Annotated in this window: 17 protein-coding genes and 1 tRNA gene; 10 read left to right on the top strand and 8 right to left on the bottom strand. The window is 72.5% G+C overall.

Annotated features, from left to right (window positions below; all coding sequences use genetic code 11):
* Positions 1-157: 157 nt before the first annotated feature.
* Positions 158-442, top strand: coding sequence for a hypothetical protein (locus FB467_RS04275; protein WP_141783987.1), 285 nt, complete (start codon positions 158-160; stop codon positions 440-442).
* 107 nt (positions 443-549) lie between these two features.
* On the opposite strand, the gene FB467_RS04270 is transcribed toward FB467_RS04275, so the two are convergent.
* The 3 genes from FB467_RS04270 to FB467_RS04260 all read right to left on the bottom strand — a co-directional run bounded on the left by FB467_RS04270 (position 550) and on the right by FB467_RS04260 (position 5,154).
* Complete coding sequence (locus tag FB467_RS04270) at positions 550-1,098, bottom strand: cysteine hydrolase family protein (RefSeq protein ID WP_141783986.1); 549 nt, start codon at positions 1,096-1,098, stop codon at positions 550-552.
* A gap of 12 nt (positions 1,099-1,110) precedes the next feature.
* A complete protein-coding gene (locus tag FB467_RS04265; protein WP_141783985.1) occupies positions 1,111-2,640 on the bottom strand; it encodes a purine-cytosine permease family protein in 1,530 nt (509 codons plus the stop codon).
* A gap of 66 nt (positions 2,641-2,706) precedes the next feature.
* Positions 2,707-5,154, bottom strand: coding sequence for a cell wall-binding repeat-containing protein (locus tag FB467_RS04260; RefSeq protein ID WP_141783984.1), 2,448 nt, complete (start codon positions 5,152-5,154; stop codon positions 2,707-2,709).
* Positions 5,155-5,346: 192 nt separating this feature from the next.
* Between FB467_RS04260 and FB467_RS04255 the strand changes: the two genes are divergently transcribed.
* Entirely contained in the window at positions 5,347-5,841 is a 495-nt protein-coding gene (locus tag FB467_RS04255; RefSeq protein WP_141783983.1) for a hypothetical protein, read from the top strand.
* A gap of 110 nt (positions 5,842-5,951) precedes the next feature.
* Positions 5,952-7,220, top strand: a complete 1,269-nt coding sequence (locus FB467_RS04250; protein ID WP_141783982.1) for an endonuclease/exonuclease/phosphatase family protein — start codon at positions 5,952-5,954, stop codon at positions 7,218-7,220.
* Between the two features lie 139 nt (positions 7,221-7,359).
* On the opposite strand, the gene FB467_RS04245 is transcribed toward FB467_RS04250, so the two are convergent.
* On the bottom strand, positions 7,360-7,824 hold the full coding sequence (locus FB467_RS04245; protein ID WP_141783981.1) for a hypothetical protein: 465 nt from the start codon (positions 7,822-7,824) through the stop codon (positions 7,360-7,362).
* A 161-nt stretch (positions 7,825-7,985) separates the two neighbouring features.
* The gene (locus FB467_RS04240; protein WP_141783980.1) at positions 7,986-9,743 is read right to left on the bottom strand and encodes an alkaline phosphatase D family protein; all 1,758 of its coding nucleotides are present in this window, start codon (positions 9,741-9,743) and stop codon (positions 7,986-7,988) included.
* A 78-nt stretch (positions 9,744-9,821) separates the two neighbouring features.
* Between FB467_RS04240 and FB467_RS04235 the strand changes: the two genes are divergently transcribed.
* The 5 genes from FB467_RS04235 to FB467_RS04215 all read left to right on the top strand — a co-directional run bounded on the left by FB467_RS04235 (position 9,822) and on the right by FB467_RS04215 (position 12,881).
* Positions 9,822-9,894, top strand: a tRNA-Lys gene (locus FB467_RS04235).
* Positions 9,895-10,049: 155 nt separating this feature from the next.
* Positions 10,050-10,997: a DUF808 domain-containing protein gene (locus tag FB467_RS04230; protein ID WP_141783979.1), complete on the top strand. Its 948-nt coding sequence runs from the start codon at positions 10,050-10,052 to the stop codon at positions 10,995-10,997.
* Positions 10,998-11,086: 89 nt separating this feature from the next.
* A complete protein-coding gene (locus FB467_RS04225; protein ID WP_228393228.1) occupies positions 11,087-11,776 on the top strand; it encodes a formylglycine-generating enzyme family protein in 690 nt (229 codons plus the stop codon).
* Between the two features lie 9 nt (positions 11,777-11,785).
* Positions 11,786-12,388, top strand: coding sequence for a class I SAM-dependent methyltransferase (locus FB467_RS04220; RefSeq protein ID WP_141783977.1), 603 nt, complete (start codon positions 11,786-11,788; stop codon positions 12,386-12,388).
* A gap of 25 nt (positions 12,389-12,413) precedes the next feature.
* Entirely contained in the window at positions 12,414-12,881 is a 468-nt protein-coding gene (locus tag FB467_RS04215; RefSeq protein ID WP_141783976.1) for a hypothetical protein, read from the top strand.
* Here the strand turns inward: FB467_RS04215 and FB467_RS04210 are convergent.
* The 3 genes from FB467_RS04210 to pabB all read right to left on the bottom strand — a co-directional run bounded on the left by FB467_RS04210 (position 12,780) and on the right by pabB (position 16,706).
* The gene (locus tag FB467_RS04210) at positions 12,780-13,538 is read right to left on the bottom strand and encodes a phosphatase PAP2 family protein (protein WP_141783975.1); all 759 of its coding nucleotides are present in this window, start codon (positions 13,536-13,538) and stop codon (positions 12,780-12,782) included. The two genes, FB467_RS04215 and FB467_RS04210, sit on opposite strands and share 102 nt — an antisense overlap.
* Positions 13,539-13,639: 101 nt before the next feature.
* The gene (locus FB467_RS04205) at positions 13,640-14,482 is read right to left on the bottom strand and encodes an aldo/keto reductase (RefSeq protein WP_141783974.1); all 843 of its coding nucleotides are present in this window, start codon (positions 14,480-14,482) and stop codon (positions 13,640-13,642) included.
* A 28-nt stretch (positions 14,483-14,510) separates the two neighbouring features.
* Complete coding sequence (gene pabB, locus FB467_RS04200) at positions 14,511-16,706, bottom strand: aminodeoxychorismate synthase component I (protein ID WP_141783973.1); 2,196 nt, start codon at positions 16,704-16,706, stop codon at positions 14,511-14,513.
* A gap of 210 nt (positions 16,707-16,916) precedes the next feature.
* Here pabB and FB467_RS04195 point away from each other — a divergent pair, with 210 nt between their 5' ends.
* Positions 16,917-18,017, top strand: coding sequence for a saccharopine dehydrogenase NADP-binding domain-containing protein (locus tag FB467_RS04195; RefSeq protein WP_141783972.1), 1,101 nt, complete (start codon positions 16,917-16,919; stop codon positions 18,015-18,017).
* Entirely contained in the window at positions 18,014-19,312 is a 1,299-nt protein-coding gene (locus FB467_RS04190) for an NAD(P)/FAD-dependent oxidoreductase (RefSeq protein WP_141783971.1), read from the top strand. The genes FB467_RS04195 and FB467_RS04190 overlap by 4 nt, the downstream gene beginning before the upstream one ends.
* Positions 19,313-19,344: the final 32 nt, after the last annotated feature.

Below are 19,344 nucleotides of genomic sequence, written 5' to 3'. Positions count from 1 at the left end.
GCCGGGCAGCGGGGGTGAGAGGTTCGGGGCGCACCGTGGGGGCGACACAACGGCGACAGATCCGGCCTAGACTCATAGCCGTTGTGTCGTCGGAGGGAGCCGGGAATGGTGACTCGCAAGGTCGGTCCGAGGCGCGCGATGTCATGAGGGCGGTCAGATGATCACAGTCGAACTCCGGTCCACCCACCACCGGTTCACCGAGGTGGTGACCACCTTGGAGGTCAGGGACGACGGCACGCACCGGGTGACCGGCTCGCGGAGCGCGCTCGACCTGGGCGAGTCCATGGTGGCCTTCCCCGGGCCCCGCATCATCAGTTTCTACGACGACCCCTGGTTGTGGGCGCGCGCGCTGCCGCACAACCTCACCAGCCCCTACCTGCACGCCGTGATCGTGCAGGAGTCCCCACGGACCGTGCAGAGTTCCGCCTCGGCAGCCGGTTAGGCCTGTCCCCAGCCTCGGCCGCCGGCCGGACGCCCGGTCCCGCAACAGAGGGCCCGCCCCGTGATCCGGGGCGGGCCCTCTGTATGTCCGGCTACGGGGTAGGCCGGTCAGCCGCCGAGCACCTCGGCGGTGGTCCTGACCCACAGCTGCGGCTCGTAGAGCCCCATCGCGTCCAGCGCCCGTCGGTGGTTGGTGTCGTCCGACCCGGCGCACGCGTCGGAGACGACGGTCACCGTCGCGCCGCCGTCGATGGCCGGCAACGCGGTCGAGATCACGCAGCAGTCGGTCGCCACCCCGGTCAGCACCAGGTGCGGCGTCGGCCCGGTGATCGACCGGAGCTGCTCGCCCCACTTGCCGAAGGTGGGTTCGTCGACCGTATGCCGTGCGCCGAGGGCCGCGGCCGCCGGCACCAGGTCGAAGAGCGGGTCGTCGGCCGGCTTGTCCGCGAAGGACCACTGCTCGAAGTAGGGCACCCAGGAGCCGACCTTCTCCGCCGGCGGCACCCACCGGGTCAGCACGACCCGGTCCCCGAAGTGCTCGGCCAGGGACCGCACCGGGTCCACGATCTCGAAGAACCGCGGCGCGGCCCAGTCCGAGGACGGGTCGGCGAAGATCACCTGCGGGTCGATCACCACCAACCAGGGCTGGTCACTCACCGGTCTGCCCCCTCACACCGCGGTCCGGTCCGCGCCGTCACCGGCGCCCCCACCGGGCGCGACCGGCGCCGCGGCCTCCTGGCGACGGACCGCGCCGGCCTGCAGCACGGCATACCCGACGAACCCGATGAGCAGGGCGACGAAGACACCCAGGTTGGCCCACGCCCAGTCGCCATCGCGGCCACCGAGGCCGAGCGGGCCGAGCAGGTAGCCCTGCCAGTTGTTCCACCCGGCGTCCTCGGCGAAGCTGTTGATCACCAGACCCCAGCCGACGACTGAGCCGACCGCCATCAGCGCCACGGAGGTCCAGTTCCAGTCGCCGTAGCGGCCGGAGCCGTGGAACAACGCGTGCTCGTCGTAGTCCCGGCGGCGCAGCATCACGTCGGCCATCAGGATCCCGGCCCAGGTGGCGATCGGCACGCCCAGGGTGATCAGGAAGCTCTGGAACGGCGCCAGGAAGTTCTCGGCGAAGAACACCACGTAGATCGTGCCCAGGGTCAGGATGATGCCGTCGATCCCGGCCGCCGCGGGGCGGGGGATCTTCACGCCCAGGCTGAGCAGGGTCAGCCCCGAGGAGTAGATGCCCAGCACCGCGCCACTGACCAGGGCCAGGACGGCCGCGACCAGGAAGGGCACCAGGAACCAGTTCGGCAGGATGGTGGCCAACGTGCCGATCGGGTCGTTGGCGATCCCGTCGATGAGGCCGGGCTGGGTGCCGGCCAGGGCCAGGCCGTAGCAGACCAGCAGGGTCGGCGCGAGCGCGCCACCGAAGGTGTTCCAGAAGACGATTGCCCCGCCCGAGGCGTCCCGCCGCTGGTAGCGCGACCAGTCCGCGGCGATGTTGATCCAGCCGAGCCCGAAACCGGTCATCACCATCACCAGCGCCCCGATCACCGCCTGCGTCGACCCGCCCGGCAGCGCCGTGACCACCGACATGTCGATCTCGCCGAAGGTGAGCACGATGTACAGGATCGTGATCGCCCCGGTGAGCCAGGTCAGCACCGACTGCATCGCGATGATCGTGTGGTAGCCGGCGACCGAGGCGAGCACGATCAGCGCGGCGATGACCACGCACGCGATCACCTTGGTGGTGGTGCCGCTGCTCCAGCCGAGCTCGCCGAAGACGGTCGCGGTGGCCAGCGTGGCCATGATCGCCAGGAAGGTCTCCCAGCCGATCGAGATCAGCCAGGAGAAGACCCCCGGAACCTTCTGCCCGTTCACCCCGAACGCGGCCCGGGACAGCACCATGGTCGGTGCGGAGCCCCGCTTGCCGGCGATCGCGATGATGCCGCAGAACAGGAAGGACAGGGTCACGCCGACAACGGTGACCAGGATCGCCTGGGCGAAGGAGACGCCGAAGCCGTAGACGAACGCGGCGTAGCTCATCCCGAAGACCGAGACGTTGGCCGCGAACCAGGGCCAGAACAGGTCGGACGGCTTGGCGGTCCGCTCCGACTCGGCGATGATGTCGATCCCGTTGGTCTCGACCAACGTGCGCTCCCGCTCCCGGAGCTGCCCCTGCGCAGGGTTGGACTCAGTCATGGGCGCATGGTCCCACAGGCACGCCCGGTCACCGGGGACCTTGCGGCCCTCGACCGGTGCGGGTGATCAGGGCAGGTACTCCCCGAGGTCGGCCAGCGTGCTGTCGTGCACCACCGCCTTGCCGCCGAAGACGTACATCTGCGAGGGGCTCTGCCGCTGCAGCGCCGACGCCGTCGCGGGCGGGACGCTGTCGGCCCGGGTGAGCAGGATCGGGGTGCCGCGGCGCCCGGCGAGCGCCGCCCCGACCATCGCGTCCGGGAACTCCTGGCCGGAGGCCACGTGCGCGGGCGAGGACCCGGCCGGGAACCTCGCGGCCACGGCCTTGGCCGTCTCGTAGCGGTTCGCTCCGGCCAGCCGGGTGTAGGAGCCGCTGCGGGTGTGGCCGGCGGCCTGCTCGGCCGTCTTCTTGGAAATCGCCGCGGTGCCGCCCAGCACGACGACCTCGCCGGCGTTGAGCCGCTTCAGCTCGGCCACGGTGGCCGCGTCCAGGCCGCCCTTGCGGGTCAGCAGCAGGGGCGCCTGCTGGTCACCGGCGAGCGCCGCCACGGCCAGTGCGTCCGGGAAGTTCTGGCCGCTGGCCAGGTAGACCCGGCTGCCGCCGGACGGGTAGTAGGAGGCGAGCGCGGCCGCTGTCTCGTACCGGTCCGATCCTGCGACGCGCTGCAGGTTGCCGCTGGTGGTGTAGCCCTTCAGCTTGGTCGCGACGGTGGAGGACACGGCGCCCGTGCCACCGATCACGACGACGCGCTGCGGCTTGAGCCGGACCAGCGCGGAGTCCGTCGCGGCCGGGATCGAGCCCTTCTTCACCAGCAGCACCGGGGCGTCGTAGACCCCGGCCCGGGCCGCCGCGGTCAGCGCGTCTGGGTACTGCTGGCCGGACACGACATACACCACGCTCACGCCCGGGCTCCACGCCTTGGCGACCTCGGCCGCCGTGCCGTAGCGGTCCGTGCCCGAGAGCCGGACCGGGTCGGCGGACGGGGGCGTCCCGCCACCGGTGAAGGTGAAGTAGTTGGAGGACAGCCCCTTGTTCCAGGCCGGCCACGGGCGGGCCATCTGCAGGCCCCCACCGGTGGCGTCGGCATACGTGTACTGCCCCCCGGAGGTGTAGCCCTCGACGCGCGCGGTGAGCACCCGTCCGCCCCACTTGCCGTGGCCGTCCCGGGTCAGGATCTGCACCCGCTCGACCCGGTGTATGCCGTAGCGCGCCTCGAGCGAGGAGGCCGGCAGTTCCGCGGTCCAGGAGTTGCGGGCGTTGCCCGCGACGGCGTCGTAGGGGTCCGCGTGGGCCGCCAGGTAGTCGTGGCCGGCGCCCCCGGTCGTGGTCCAGCCCCCGGTGGAGGAGGAGTACATCGTGGTGGCCAACCGGGTGACGCCGTCGGCGAACTTGAAGGTGAGCACCTGGCCGTTCGTCGCCTCGACCGCCGCGTCGGCGTTCGGGTGCTCGTGGGAGGTGATGGTGCCGTTGCTGTTGCGCACCCCACGTCCGGAGTAGGCCTGGCAGTAGGTCGTGTCACAGGTGTCGTAGGAGGGCGTGCCGCCGCTGCCCCGCAGCGCGTAGGTGCGCGCCGCCACGGCCTGCACCCGCAGCGCCTGGGCGTGGAAGTAGTTGGGCATCTCGGTGTTGACCACCGAGCGCAGGTACTGCTGCATCGGCAGCGCGTTGACCGTGGTCAGGGCGCTGGAGCCGGTGTGGGTGCCGGTGATCGCCCCCCGGTAGACCCGCAGCTGGCCGCTCGGCAGGTAGAGGTCCACCGTCGACTCCGACGGGGAGCTGAAGGTGACCGGGCATGCCTTGGCCATGCCCGAGGGCCAGTAGGCGGTCCACGTGCCTGCGCTGTCGCGCCCCTGCAGCTGGCAGCTGCTGGCCGAGCTGCCGGTCGCCAGCACCCGCCACTGGTTCCGACCGGACGGCAGGGTGTATTTCGTGCCGCCGGGTCCGCTGGACACCTGCAGGCCGCTCCGGTGGGCGACGCGGGTGACCCCGTCGTTGTCGATGGTGATGCCGATCCGGATGGTGCCGGTCGACCGGGTCTCCAGCTTCGTGCCCGGGTAGTAGAAGTCGAGGATCTGCTTGTGGTTCAGCCCCGCCTTCCCGGCGCCGTCGGCCCCGTACTGGGACATCCCGATGCCGTGCCCGAATCCGCCGCCGACGAGGTCGAAGATCCCGTCGCTGGGCCGGTCGAAGACCTCGGCGTGCGGCTCGGCCGCCGGCAGCGTGGTCTGGTCCGGGACGACGACGGCCTCCGGCACGTGGCCGAGCACCTCGGCTTCCGGGGCGACCATGCCGTGTCGCTGGTCCTCGACCAGGCCGTCGTCGTTCACCACGATCTCGGGGGTCGGCTCGAGTTCCCCGGCGGGTGCCTCTCCGCCCTCCCCGTCGTCGGGGGTGACCCCCAGCACGACGACGTCGGCCGCCGGTTCGTCGGCGGTGGTGGGCTCCGGCTGGGCCAGCGATGCGGGGGCGATCGCGAGGGACAGCACGGCGAGGGCGGTGACAAGAGTGCGGCGCACGGGAGTTCTCCAAGTCCGTCGGGCGCCAGCCAGCATGGAGCAGGTGTGACTCCTGTGACAAGAGTTGCGCACGAATGCTGGCCCCGCGTTGGGCAAACGCTGACCGCGCCGTGACGATCCACCGGAACCCCGGGGGCGAGCGGACCGTCCGAGCTAGCATCCGACCCACGACGTACCGACGAGGTGGACCCCATGGCCGTGCTCCGCGACATCTGTCAGGTCCTGCTGACCGGCACCTTCTGGAAGGAGGTGGCGACAGTCCGCTGGACCGAGGAGGCCACGCCCGACGGGCGCTCCGTGCTCCTGGACAATCCCTCGCCCCACCCCGTGACGCTCGTCGCCGCCACCTGCCGCGAGCCGGTCCCCGACGGCGACCTCGGCCGGTGGGTCGCGAGCACCCGGCTGGCGCTGCCGGACCGCCGCCACGGCGTGGCCGTGCTGCACCAACCGACCCTCCGTCCCGGCGCCCCGGCGCAGGCCGAGCCCGGGTCCCGGTGTTCCCTGGCGCTGCCCCGCCTGTCGCCGCCGGTGACGCTCACCTCCCTGGTCGTGTCGGCCACGGTGGAGGGCAAGGCGCAGAAGTACTGGCGCCTCGACACGACCGGGCAGGTGGAGGTGCTGCGGGACGACATCGTGTGGGGCACCCCGCGGGACGGCCTCGACGGGCTGTTCAGCTTCCTGAACTGACGCCTCCCAACCGGGTCCCTCCGCGCTTGACCCGGTGCACACCAGGAATTGGGGCACCCTTCACCCGGCAGCGGGCGACACGGCATACCCCTCGTCCTAGGTTGGAGGACATGCGCCTTCCGACCCGTCCGGCCCGTCGTCTCCTCGTCGGCGCCGTCGCTGCCACACTGCTGTCCGGACTGACCCTGACGTCCGTCGCCACGGCGGGGTCACCGTCCCCCACGGACCGTCCGGACCCGCACGCAGCCAAGGAGGTGGGCCGCCCCGACATGGACGTGCGCTTCGCGACCTTCAACGCCTCCCTGAACCGTGCCGAGGAGGGGCAGCTGCTCGCCGACCTGTCGACCCCGGACAACGCGCAGGCCCGGGCCGTGGCCGAGATCATCCAGCGCACCGACCCGGACGTGCTGCTGGTCAACGAGTTCGACTTCGTCGAGGGCGGTGCGGCGGCCGAGCTGTTCCGCAGCAACTACCTCGAGGTCCCGCAGCAGGGTGCGGAGCCGGTGGACTACCCCTATTACTACGTGGCGCCGTCCAACACCGGGGTGCCCAGCGGTTACGACCTCAACAACGACGGCGTTGTCGGTGGGCCGGACGACGCCTTCGGGTTCGGGGAGTTCGAGGGGCAGTACGGCATGGTCGTGTACTCCAAGTTCCCGATCGACGTCGAGGCGGTCCGCACCTTCCAGCTGTTCAAGTGGGCCGACATGCCCGGCAACCTCATCCCGACCGACTTCTACTCGCCCGAGGAGCAGGCCGTGCTCCGGCTGTCCAGCAAGTCGCACTGGGACCTGCCGATCAGCGTCGGCAACACCACCGTCCACTTCCTGGTCAGCCACCCCACGCCGCCGACCTTCGACGGTCCGGAGGACCGCAACGGGCGCCGCAACCACGACGAGATCAGGTTCTGGGCGGACTACGTGACCCCGGGCGCGACGGCCGACTACATCTACGACGACCAGGGCGGCACCGGCGGGCTCCCGGCCCGCGCGGCCTTCGTGATCGCCGGCGACCAGAACGCCGATCCGCTGGACGGCGACTCCTACGACGGCGCCATCAGCGCGCTGCTGGACCACCCCCGGATCAACACCCGGTCCACCCCGAGCAGTGCGGGCGGGGTCGAGGCCAGCGAGCTGCAGGGCGGGATCAACCTCGAGCACCTCGGCGACCCGGGGCACGACACGGCCGACTTCGCCGAGCCGCCCGGCAACATCCGGGCCGACTACGTGCTGCCCAGCAGCCGGCTGCGGATCCTGGACTCCGGCGTGTTCTGGCCGACCAGCGACGACCCGTTGAGCCGGCTGACCGGGACCTACCCGTTCCCCTCGAGCGACCACCGGCTCGTCTGGGTGGACCTGAAGCTGCCGCACCGGCAGTGACCCGATGAGTGCCGTGGGCGCCCGGAGCGGCTCGGAGTGACCCCGGCTGGGGCCGGGCGCCCTTCGTGTGGAAACCATGTGGCGTCATAGGCCCCAAAAGTTTCCCCGCGAACGGCAGGGCGCCCGGCGGGTCAGGCGATCAGCCGCAGTGCTTCCACTTGGACTTGAACGAGTCGTCGTCCGCGTGGCTGCCCTCGTTCGGCCCGTAGATGAGGCCACCCCACTGGACGCACTTGCCGGCGGTGTGGTTCAGGAAGGTGGCCCCGGCGTAGCTGGAGTACCAACCCTCGTCGTAGGCGTAGCGGTTGGCCTTGCGGTCCCCGTCGCCGTCGACGCCGAGCGAGGCGCCGGTGTAACTCTTGCCCGGGTAGAAGGTGTAGGTCTTCACGCAGTTCTGGCCGCCGGGCTTGGAGCCGTCGTACCAGAGCTCGACGCGACCGATCGTCCCTCCGCCGGAGTTCTTGAGGGTCCGGTGGTCGATCTGCGTCCCGGAGCAGTTGGGCTTCAGCGGTCCGCTGTGGTCGGCGGTGGCCGCGGGCGCCCCCGCGGCGAAGATCGCCGCTCCGGCGGCCACGGTCGCGAGGGCCTTGGTGCTGGTGCGCATGTGATTCCTCCTTGCCTCCCCAGGGACGAGTTCCCCCCATCCCGGTGCACGTGGACTCTCCAACGCGGCCATCGACGCTAGCGAAGACGGCGGCCGTTCGCACATCGCGGCGTGTCGCAAGGCGTGTCGGCAGGCTGTCCTCGTGACGAGGACATCGCAGGTCAGGGGCGTTGTTGACGCCCGTGGACATGGGCCACGGCCGGGTCCCCGGCCAGCGCGCCCGGGCCGGGGACGGGCACGTCGAGCTCGACATCGGCGGCCACCTGCAGGATCGGGTGGTCGTGGTCGCCGTGCCGCACCTCACCGGTCAGCCACGACGTGCTCAACCGGTCCTGTTCGACCCGCAGCAGGGCGATGTTGTTGTCGAACCACGGACCGGCCACGGTGTGCCACGCGAACGGCGGTCGCGCCACCCCGGCGGAGCGGGCCAGGCCCCGGGCCGCCGGCCGCGCGATGCCACGGGCCAGGACCGCAGTCGCCGTCCGCAACACCCGTGGCAGCGGGTTGCGGATCGGGGAGCAGACCAACTGCAGGACCCGCGAGCCGCCCGACCGGTCCACCTCGGAGATGTAGGAGTGGTGCACGTCGCCGGACAGGAAGAGCACCGAGCCGGGCGCCGCGCCGCGCTGCCCGTCGGCCACCTCCTGCACCATCCGCCCGACCCGCTCGAACCCGTCCGTGAAGGCGCCCCAGTGCTCGAGGTCGAAGGCGGTGCGCAGCCGCTCCCCGACGCCGACCAGGCGCCGCCCCCACCCACCGTCGACCACCGCCTCGTTCCAGGACTCCAGGTGGTGCAGCCCCTGCGGCAGCAGGTAGGGCAGCGAGGTGCCGATGACCAGGTGGCTGCAGTCGCCCCGCACCTGCTCGTCCAGCCACGCCATCTCCGCCTCGTCCAGCATCGACCGGCGGCCCGGTTCGAGCTTGCGGGCGGCACGGGAGTCGATCACCACGAGCCGGGCGTCACCGAGCCTGCGCGCATAGCTCCAGCGGTAGGTCTCCGGATGCTTGTCGACCCGCTCGGCGAAGGCGTCCAGCACGTCGGTCAGATCGACCTCGACGTCCGCCCCGGCCAGCTCCCGGCGGGTCAGCAGCTCCCGCCACATCTCGTCCTCCGCCCGTTCGGCCACGGACAGGTTGCCGAGGTGCTGGTACACCCAGTACGAGGCGAGCGCGGCCACGATCCGGCCGTGCCACCAGGACGTCGCCTCCATCTCCTCGCGCCACTGCACCGAGGTGTTCCAGTCGTCCCGCACGTCGTGGTCGTCGAAGATCATCAGGCTGGGCAGCCAGGAGAACAGCCAGCGCAGCGCCGGCTCGCTCCAGGCCAGGGAGTACAGGTGGGCGTACTCGGCGTAGTCCGCCAACTCCGTGCCCGGCTCCTCGTCCAGGCTGCGGCGGGAGGCGATGAACTCCTGCATCGCCTCGCTGGTGGCGTCGGCATACACCTGGTCCCCCAGGAGCAGCAGCAGGTCGGGCACCCCCACATCCGGCCGCTCCCCGCCCGCGACCGCCAGGGCCAAGGTGCGCAGCGCGTCCACGCCGTGCGTCAGGTGGTGCGCCCGGTCGTGCGGCACGCTGGTCCGGCACGAGCCGAACGCCAGGTTGACCTCCTCGTCACCGGTGAGGGTGTGCAACTCCGCCGGCGGGAAGGGGTCGTCCGGCGGCGGCCACGCCGGGGCGCCGTCGACCTCGACCCGGTATGCCGTCCGCTCCCCCGGGCGCAGACCGGTCACCTCGACGAGGGCGTAGTGGTGTCCGTGGACCCGGAAGGTGGGCGCCCGCCACACCCGCGGGGAGCCGTCCTCGTCCGTCCCCGCGTGCACGCTCACCTGGGCGGCCCGTCGGGTCTCCACCCAGACGGCCGCCGACGTGGTGTCGGTGTGCCGGAGCATCGGCCCGAGGACGAGGCTGGAACTCATCACGGCAGTCTGCCAGCCCACGGTTGGGGCCTCCCAGGCGACCACCGCGTATCCTGCACGGGGCGCCGCGTGCGACCAGGGCCTCTAGCTCAACGGTTAGAGCTGCGGACTTTTAATCCGTAGGTTGTGGGTTCGAATCCCACGGGGCCCACCCTCCCCGACCCTCGCCAGGGACATCCCGCAGGCAGGGGTCTGAGTGCGAAACGGCTGAAGCACACCGGTACGCCCTATACGCTTGCGCCTCGTGAAGATCACGTGCCCGGTGCCGCGCCCTACCTATTGGACCGCACTCCGAGGGGGCCGACGGTGAGCGCCGGTCTGGTCGCGCTGCTGGACGACATCGCGGCCCTGGCCCGGATGGCCGCCGCCTCGGTCGACGACGTGGCCGCCGCCGCCGGGAAGGCGAGCGCGAAGGCGGCCGGCGTCGTCGTCGACGACACCGCGGTGACACCGCGCTACGTGCAGGGGTTCAGCCCGTCGCGCGAGTTGCCGATGATCAAGAAGATCGCCATCGGTTCGATCCGCAACAAGCTGGTGTTCATCCTCCCGGCGATCATGCTGCTCAGCCAGTTCCTGCCCTGGATCCTCACCCCGATCCTCATGATCGGCGGGACCTACCTGTGCTTCGAGGGCGCGGAGAAGCTTTACGAGAAGTTCTTCGGTCACCACGATCCCGCCAAGGAGAAGCCGGCCATCGAGCAGGGTGCCGACCGCGAGGCCAAGATGGTGAGCAGCGCGATCCGAACCGACTTCATCCTGTCCGCCGAGATCATGGTGATCTCCCTCAACGAGGTGGCCGACGAACCGTTCCTGTCCCGGCTGATCATCCTGATCGTCGTCGCGATCTTCATCACGGCGGTGGTCTACGGGGTCGTCGGCCTGATCGTGAAGATGGACGACATCGGGCTGCACCTGGCACAGCGGGAGTCCTCGTTCGCACAGACCACCGGCAACGGCCTGGTCAAGGGGATGCCGAAGCTCCTCGCCGGCCTCACCGTCGTCGGTGTCGTCGCGATGCTGTGGGTCGGCGGGCACATCATCCTGGTGGGTATCGACGAGCTGGGCTGGCACGCGTTGTATGACGTGGTGCACCACATGGAGGAGGCCGTCGCCGGTTGGGTCCCGGGCATCGGTGGGGCGCTGGCCTGGCTGGTCAACACCTTCTTCTCCGCGGTGATCGGCCTCCTGGTGGGGGCGGTCGTCGTGCTCGTCATGCACGTCGTCCCCCGCCGGAAGACCAACGCCGCGCACTGATCTGGAGGCGAGGGCAGAGTCTGAGGGCGCACGCCGCAGGACCGCCGCGTACGCTCGGGGCCGCGGATCAGGGGATCGACCTTCCGATGATGGCCGTGCCCGCGGGGACCGTCGAACTGTCCGATCGCCGCACCGAACGCCGGTGGACCGTGGAGGTCGCCGCCTTCGAACTCGGCACCACGCCGGTCACCCAGCAGCAGTTTGCCGCGGTCACCGGCCGCTGCCCGAGCACGGCCGCCGGCCCCGGGCTGCCCGTGGAGACGGTCTCCTGGTGGGATGCCGTGCGGTTCTGCAACGCGAGTTCGACTGCAGCGGGCCTGCAGCACGCCTACCGGCTCGGGCCTGGCGAGCAGGAGGTGCACTGGGAGGTCACCGCCGACGGTTACCGACTGCCCACCGAGGCCGAGTGGGAGCACGCCTGCCGCGCCGGCAGCACCGGACCGACATATGGCCCGTTGGACGACATCGCCTGGCACCGCGGCAACTCCGGCGACCGGGCGCACGAGGTCGCCGGCAAGACGCCGAACGCGTGGGGACTGCACGACATGCTCGGCAATGTGTGGGACTGGTGCTGGGACTTCTACGACACGGAGGTCTACGGCAGCTACCGGGTGCTGCGCGGCGGCGGCTGGGCGGACCCGCACTGGAGTTGCCGGGCCTCGGTCCGCCGGCGTAGCCACCCGACGTTCCGGATCGACGACGTCGGCTTCCGGGTCGCCCGCACGGATCAACGTCGCCGAACGGCACCGGGTCGACCTCGCCGGCGCGCGGCCTCCTAGGCTGGCGTCATGGTCGAGCAGAGCGCGTGGATGAAGCAGGTCGAAGCCGATCCGGGCCACTCGCACTGGTATGTCGAGCGGTTCCGGGCGATGGCCGCTGCGGGCCAGGACCTGGACGGCGAGGCGCGGCTGGTCGACGCGATGGTCGGGCGCGGCGCCCGCATCCTGGACGCCGGCTGTGGTCCGGGGCGGCTCGGCGGTCACCTGCACCGGGCGGGTCATACCGTGGTCGGGGTGGACGTCGACCCGGTGCTCATCGCCGCGGCCGAGGAGGACCATCCGGGTCCCCGCTGGATCGTCGCCGACCTGGCCGAGCTGGACCTGCCGGCCCACGGCATACCGGAGCCGTTCGACGTGGTCGTCTCGGCCGGCAACGTGATGGCCTTCCTCGCCCCCAGCACCCGGGCGGAGGTGATCCGCCGGATCGCCGCGCACCTCGCGCCGGACGGGCGCGCCGTGCTCGGCTTCGGCGCGGGCCGCGGCTACCCGTTCGAGGAGTTCCTGGAGCACGCGGCCGCCGCCGGCCTCGCGCCGGACGTGCTGCTCTCGACCTGGGACCTGAGGCCCTTCCGGGACGACTCGGACTTCCTCGTCGCCGTGCTGAGCCGCTGACCGACCGGACGGGCCACACTGGGGTATGAAGTGGGTCGTCCTCGCGCTGCTGGTCGCCCTGGCCGTGGTCCTGGGCCGGTGGCTCCGGCGACGCCGCGCCAGGCAGACCGCGGGGTCGGACCTGCCCGACCTCAGCCCGCAGGAACTCACCGAGTTGGAGCAGGGTTTTGCCCGCGTGGAGCGGGAGGAGTCCGGGATCCTCGAGACGCTCCTGGCCGCGCGGCTGCGGGTGCTGGTGTCCCGGGGCGTGCCGCTGCGCGCGATGCGCCCGGCACCCGGTGAGCACGCCGCCCGCCTGGTGTTCGCGAACGGCACGGTGCTGATCTGCCGGGCCGAACGACCGGGGGACCTCTATGCCCTCGCCATCCGGGTGCACCGCGAGGGCGTCCGGTTAGCGTCCTGGGGCTCCGGCCCGGACGGGACCGTGCTGCGGTTCAGCTGGCCCGAGGGCGGGGCCGACCTCATCGCCCTCGGACTCGACCAGTCCGATTAGCGGCCGGCGTGCCGTGTCGTACCAGGCGGCGACGGCCGTCCGCACGGTGACGGGACTGGATGCCAGCCACCACGTGGGCGCCGGCACCGGCCAGCGGTGGGACAGACGCTCGGCCACCCGGAGCGCCAACGCGCCGGCGGCGACCCCACCCAGCAGGTCGGTCGCCCAGTGGTAGCCGAGGTGCAGGGAGTTCAGCGCGGTGGCGGTGGTGATCACGCCCACGCCGATCCAGAGCCACCGGACGGTCCTGGGCGAGGGGGAGGCGTGCCGGCAGAGGAGCAGCACGACGGCACCGTAGAGACCGACCGCCTCGGCGGCGTGCCCCGAGGGGAAGCTGATGCCGTGCCGGCCGAACTCGAGGAAGCCGCCGGCGAAGAAGTCCTCCACTGTGGAGTGGGGGATCCGCCGGGCCGTGACCAGCTTCGCCACCCCCACCAGGCCCATCACGCAGGCCTCGGCGAGCGCCGCGAAGGCCAGCGGCCGCCAGGACCGGCGGCGCCAGGCCAGGACGCCGGCCACGGTGGCCAGGACCGGGACTGCCACCGCCTGGCCGGCCACCCGGTCCAGCACCTCCTTGGAGAAGAACCCCCAGCCGGGGAGCGGCGGGTCCGGGTAGGACCGGTTCAGCGTGATGTCCAGACCCTGCAGCGGGCCCATCGCGAGCAGCGTGATGGTCAGGAAGGTCAGGGCCAGGACGGGGAGGGAGGCGAGGCGGGCCGCCGGGCTCCCTCCCCCTTCCCGACCCTCGTGTTGGCCGCTCAGCGCACCTGGGTGAAGGCGGCGGTCGCCGGGTCGGCGCCGATCCGCTCCTCACTGTCCAACCCGGTGATCGTCGCGACGTCCTCGTCGGTCAGCTCGAACGTGAAGAGGTCGATGTTGCCGGCGATGCGCTCCGGGGTGACCGACTTGGGGATGACGATGCGCCCCTCCTGGACGTGCCACCGCAGCACGACCTGGCCCGGGGTGACGCCGATCCGCTCCGCCACCGCCGTGACCGCCTCGGCGGACAGGTCGGCGCCCTGGCCGAGCGGGGAGTAGGCCTCGACAGCGATGCCGGCGGCGCGGCTGGCCTCCTGGGTGGCCGGCTGCTGGAAGGAGGGGTGCACCTCGATCTGGTTCACCGTCGGCACCACCTCGGCCTCGGCGAGCAGCGTCTGCAGGTGGTCGGGCAGGAAGTTGGACACGCCGATCGCGCGGACGGCACCCTCGGCATACAGCTTCTCGAAGGCCTTCCAGGTCTCCACGAACAGCCCGGCGCTGGGGTAGGGCCAGTGGATCAGGTAGAGGTCCACGACATCCAGGCCGAGCGCCTGGCGGCTGTTCTCGAAGGCGGTCAGCGCGGACTGCGCCCCCTGGTCCCCGTTGCGCAGCTTGGTGGTGACGAAGATCTCCTCCCGCGGCAGGCCGCTGGCCCGGATCGCGGCACCCACGCCGGCCTCGTTGTAGTAGGCCGCGGCGGTGTCGATGTGCCGGTAGCCCGCCTCCAGCGCGGTCTCGACCGCCTGTTGGGTCTGCGTGTCCGGCACCTGGAAGACGCCGAAGCCCACCTGGGGGATCTGCACGCCGTTGTTGAGTTCGATCGTCGGAACGGAAGTCGTCATGTCGTGGTCTACGCAGCCGCGCCGGTGACTATTCCGCCACCGCCTGCCCCGGTGCCTCCTGACCCGGGTGCGCCAGGGACAGCGCCGCACCCAGCGCCCGGGCCTTGTGCAACGTCTCGGCGAACTCCTCCGCCGGGTCGGACAGCGCGGTGATCGCGCCTCCGATCCCGAACTCGGCCCGCCCCTGCACCACCGTGGCGGTGCGGATCACGATCGACAGGTCCATCGCCCCGTCCAGCCCGAACCAGCCGATCACCCCGGAGTAGACCCCGCGGGGCCCGTCCTCGAACCCGTCCAGCAGCTCCATGGTGCGCACCTTCGGCGCCCCGGTCATGGACCCGCCGGGGAAGCAGCTGGCGACCAGGTCGAGGGCGTCCTTCCCCGGCGCGAGGGTCCCCCGGATGGTGGAGACCAGCTGGTGCACGGTCGCGTAGCTCTCCACCGCGAACAGCTCGGGCACGTGCACGCTGCCCGAGCGGCAGACCCGGTGCAGGTCGTGGCGCAGCAGGTCCACGATCATCAGGTTCTCCGCGCGATCCTTCACCGCGGTGGCCAGGTCGTGGGCCAGCGCCGCGTCCCGCGCCGGGTCCGGGTCGCGGGGCCGGGTGCCCTTGATCGGACGGGCCTCCACCCGGCCGTCCGCGTCCAGGGCCAGGAACCGCTCGGGCGAGGACCCGACCACGTCGAGGCCGGGCCTGCGCAGCCAGGCCCCGAACGGCACCGGGCTGATCGAGCGCAGCGCCCGGTAGGCCGCCGCCGGGTCCACCTCGTGCGGCCAGGTCACCGTGTTGGTCAGGCAGATCTCGTAGGACTCACCGGCCCGGATCTCCTTCTGGCAGCGGGCGATGAGATCCCGATAGGCGGACTCGGTATGCCGTAGCCCGGCCACGACGTCGGCCGCACCGGCGTCGTGGGCCGGGTCCGTCCCGGGGACGCCGGGTCCGTCGGGGCCGTCGGGGCCGTCGGGGGGCGTGACACCCGATGTCTGTCCCCGGATCGAGGACACCAGGGCGCGCACATCGTCGGCCCACGCCTGCTGCACCGCCCGGGTCGCCGGGTCGTGCAGGTACACGGCATACACCTCGTCGGTGTGGTGGTCGATGACCACGGCCCGGTCGGCGAACACCAGCCAGGCGTCGGGGTGCGGGGACGGGTGCGCGGCCGACCCGTCCGTCTCGGCCTTCAGCTCGTACCCGAGGTAGCCCACGAGTCCGGGGCGGAAGCCGAAGGGCAACCGGGGCCGCGTGCCCACGAGTTCCCACCGCGCCAGCAGCGTGTCCAGCGTGTCCAGCAGCCGGCCGGGCAGGCGTTCCTCGGGCAGCCCCTCCCGGCGGACCGTGCTGCCCGTGCCCACCCGGTGGGTGACCTCGCAGGACAGCGGCCCGCCGGCGTCGCCGATCACGGAGAACCGGGCGGCCGGCACCGCGGCCGCGCCCTGGGCGGCGCCCGCGGAGGAGTCCAGCCAGAACGAGCTCGCCGACCCGCCGACGAGCCGGTTGTGCAACAGCCACGGGTCCACCGGACCCGGCACGCTGCATACCCCCATCTCCACCGCCCGCGAGCCGCTGACCTGCGGTGTCCTCGTATCGAGGACATCACCGGTCGCCACCGCGCCCCCCTGCGGATCGGTCTCGACCGGCACCCCCGCGAGGCGCAGGAAGTTGGCCACGACCCGGTCGCCGTGCTCGGAGAGCACCGACTCGGGGTGGAACTGGACCCCCCACCGGCGGGCCCCCGGGTCCGCCAGGCCCATGACGCACCCGTCCTCCCGGGTGCGGGCGGTGACCCGCAACGGTGACGCCGGTGCGGGGCGGACCTCGAGGGAGTGGTAGCGGACCACCCGGAACGGCGAGGGCACCCCCTCGAACAACCCCGAGCCGTCGTGCTCGACGGTGCCGACCCGGCCGTGCATGGGCTCGGCCAGCTCCACCACCTCGTCACCGGCCAGGTGCGCCAGGCCCTGGTGCCCGAGACAGATGCCGAGGACGGGCACCTCGCGCTGGCGCAGGGCCAGGTCGCTCAGGCCCATGTCGGCGGCGTGCTGGGGACGCCCCGGCCCCGGTCCAACGACGATGGCCGCGAACCCCCGCAGGTCCTCGGCGGAGGCCGGGTGGTCGTGCCCCCACACGACAGGGGGCCGACCCAACACCCGGTGCAGCAGGTCGGCGATGTTGAAGGTGAAGCTGTCGACGTTGTCGATCAGCAGCACGCGCCCTCGCTCCACAGGGCGACCCTACTGGGGGCGGCCGCCGCGACGGCCGGGTCGCGGAGGTCGACGGCGCCGACCGGCGGGTGTATCAGGGCAGGGCCTGCGCGCTCTCCTAGTCCGTGGGGTCGGAACCGCCCAGCGGATCCGGCCCAGCGGCACCCGGGTCCGCCTGCAGCAGCCCGGGTGCCGCCTCCCGTGACCACCACCCGCGAACAGGACGTCGCCATGCCCGGCTCCCCCCTGCCCTCCGCCGCAGCCCTCCCGGCCGCGGCCGGCACCTTCGCCTTCCTCGTGCACCCCCGTCGCGAGCTCAGCACCGACCTGGCCCGCGTCTGGCGTCCCCTCGGGCTGGCACCCGACGGGCTCTACTCCTTCGGCCTGCGCAGGCTGCCGCTGCCGCCGGTGACGATGGCCGCCGTCGAGATCGGCGGTCGCGCGGTCGGCCACGTGGTGCTGGTGCCGTTCGGCGCCCGGCACCTGCTCGAACACCCCGGTCAGGGGCGGCAGCGGGTGTCCCGCGCCGTCGACCGTGCGGTCGACCTCGGGGCCTCCGTCGTGGGGCTCGGCGCGCTGACCGCCACCGTCACCGCGGGTGGGGTCTCGCTGCGCGACCGCACCGACATCGGGGTCACCAACGGCAACGCCTTCACGGCGGCCACCGTCGACACCCAGGCCCGGGACCTGCTCGGCACGCGCGTCGACCCGTCCCGGGACCGGCACGTCGCGGTCGTCGGCGCCACCGGCAGCGTCGGCGGCGCGGTCGCGGCCCTGCTCGCCCGGGACCGGGCCGTCGACCGGCTCACCCTGGTGGGCCGCTCGCTGCCCAAGCTCGGCGCCCTCGCCGCCCGGCTCGGTGACCGGGTCCACACCACGATGAGCAACGACCTGGCCTCGGTCGCCCAGGCGGACCTGGTCGTGCTCCTCACCGCCTCCGCCGACGCGGTCCTCGGGCCGGAGCACCTGGCCCCCGGCGCCGTGGTGCTGGACGCCACGCAACCCCGCAACACCGACCCCTCCCTGCTGACTGCCCGGCCGGACGTGACCGTCGTCGACGGCGGCGTGCTAGACATCCCGTCGCTGCGCCTGGTCGGTGGCGACATCGGCCTGCCCGACGGCCGGGCCTACGCCTGTTTCGCCGAGACCGCGCTGCTCGCCCTCTCGGGGCACCGCGGCCACTTCGCCATGGGCGTCCCCACCCTGGAGCAGGTGGACCACACCCGCGCCCTGGCCGCCTCGCTGTCGCACCTGGGCTTCCGGCCCGCCGTGCACACCTCGTTCGGCCGGCCGCTGCCGGCGGTCGGCCGCCGGGAGCAGGTGCCCGCATGAAGCGGGTCGTGCTGGTCGGCGGGGGCTACGTGACGCTGCACGCCTACCGGCAGCTGGCGCGGCGCCTGCGCGGCGAGCTGCGCCGCGGCGAGGTCGAGATCGTGGTGCTCAGCGCCGACGACTGCCACAGCTTCCACGGCTTCACCGGCGAGGTCCTCGCCGGGATCCTGCCGTTCGACCGGACGCGCACCCCGCTGGCGCAGGCCTGCCCCCGGGCCCGGGTGCTGCACGCCCGGGTCACCCACATCGACCCCGACGGCCGGCGGGTGCGCTACCTGCCGGTCGCCCCCGCGGGCGACTCCGCGGCCGAGGTCACCCTCGACTACGACCAGCTCGTCGTCGGCACCGGCGGACGCGAACCGGTCGGCACCGTCCCCGGCCTGGCCGAGCACGGCTTCACGCTGCGCGCCCCGGGACACATCCGGGCGCTCAGCGAGCACCTGCAGCGGGTGGCCCGCCCCGGTCCGGTGCTGCCCGACCGCTCCCCCGGAGCAGGTGTCCCCACCTGGCCGGGCGACAGCGCACGCTCCGTGGTCGTCGCCGGCGGGGGCATCGCCGGCGTGGAGCTGGCCGCCGCCATCGCCGACTTCGGCCGCGGCGGCCTCGAGGTGCACCTGGTCCACTCCGGCGACGAGCTGCTGCCGGAGCTCCGCGCCGACCACCCCCGGCTGGCCGACCGTGCCGAGCAGGAGCTGGCCCGGCTCGGTGTGCACACCCATCGCGGGGTCCGCCTGGTGGCCGTGTCGAGCCTCGGCGCCGTGCTGCGCGACCACTCCACGGAGCTCCTCCCGGCCGGCACGGTGCTCGGCACGATCGGCCAGCGACCCGTGCAGATCCCCGGGCTGGAGCAGCTGCCCCACGACCCGAGGGACCGACTGGTCACCCGCCGCGACCTCTCGGTCGCCGGCGGCACCTGGGCAGCCGGCGACGCCGCCCTCGTGGAGCACCCGGGGACGGGGCGGCCAGTCGCGACCAACGCCCTGTGGGCGATCAAGGGCGGCGCGCACGTGGGACGCAACGTCGCCCGCACGCTGCGGGGCCGCCCCACCCGGCGGTTCCGCTACCGGGGGCTCGGGCAGGCGGCGTCCTTCGGGCTGGGGCGCTCGGTCGCCACGCTCTACGGGATCGAGCTGACCGGCGAGGTGGCGTGGGTCCTGCGGATGGCCTTCTTCCTCCGGTTCATGCCGTCCCGCCGCACCGCCCTGACCGTCACCCTCGACCTCGCGTCCCGACTGACCCACCGACCGGTGACGGACGCGCCACCGGCGCGCGACGGCATACCGGCGGTCGGCTGACCGGTCCCTGCTCGCCGGGCGGCGCTACGGTC

The sequence above is a fragment of the Ornithinicoccus hortensis genome, assembly GCF_006716185.1.
GTDB lineage: Bacteria > Actinomycetota > Actinomycetes > Actinomycetales > Dermatophilaceae > Ornithinicoccus > Ornithinicoccus hortensis.
The sequence above is the reverse complement of the archived record's forward strand: the minus strand, read 5'-3'. Positions and strand labels throughout refer to the sequence as shown.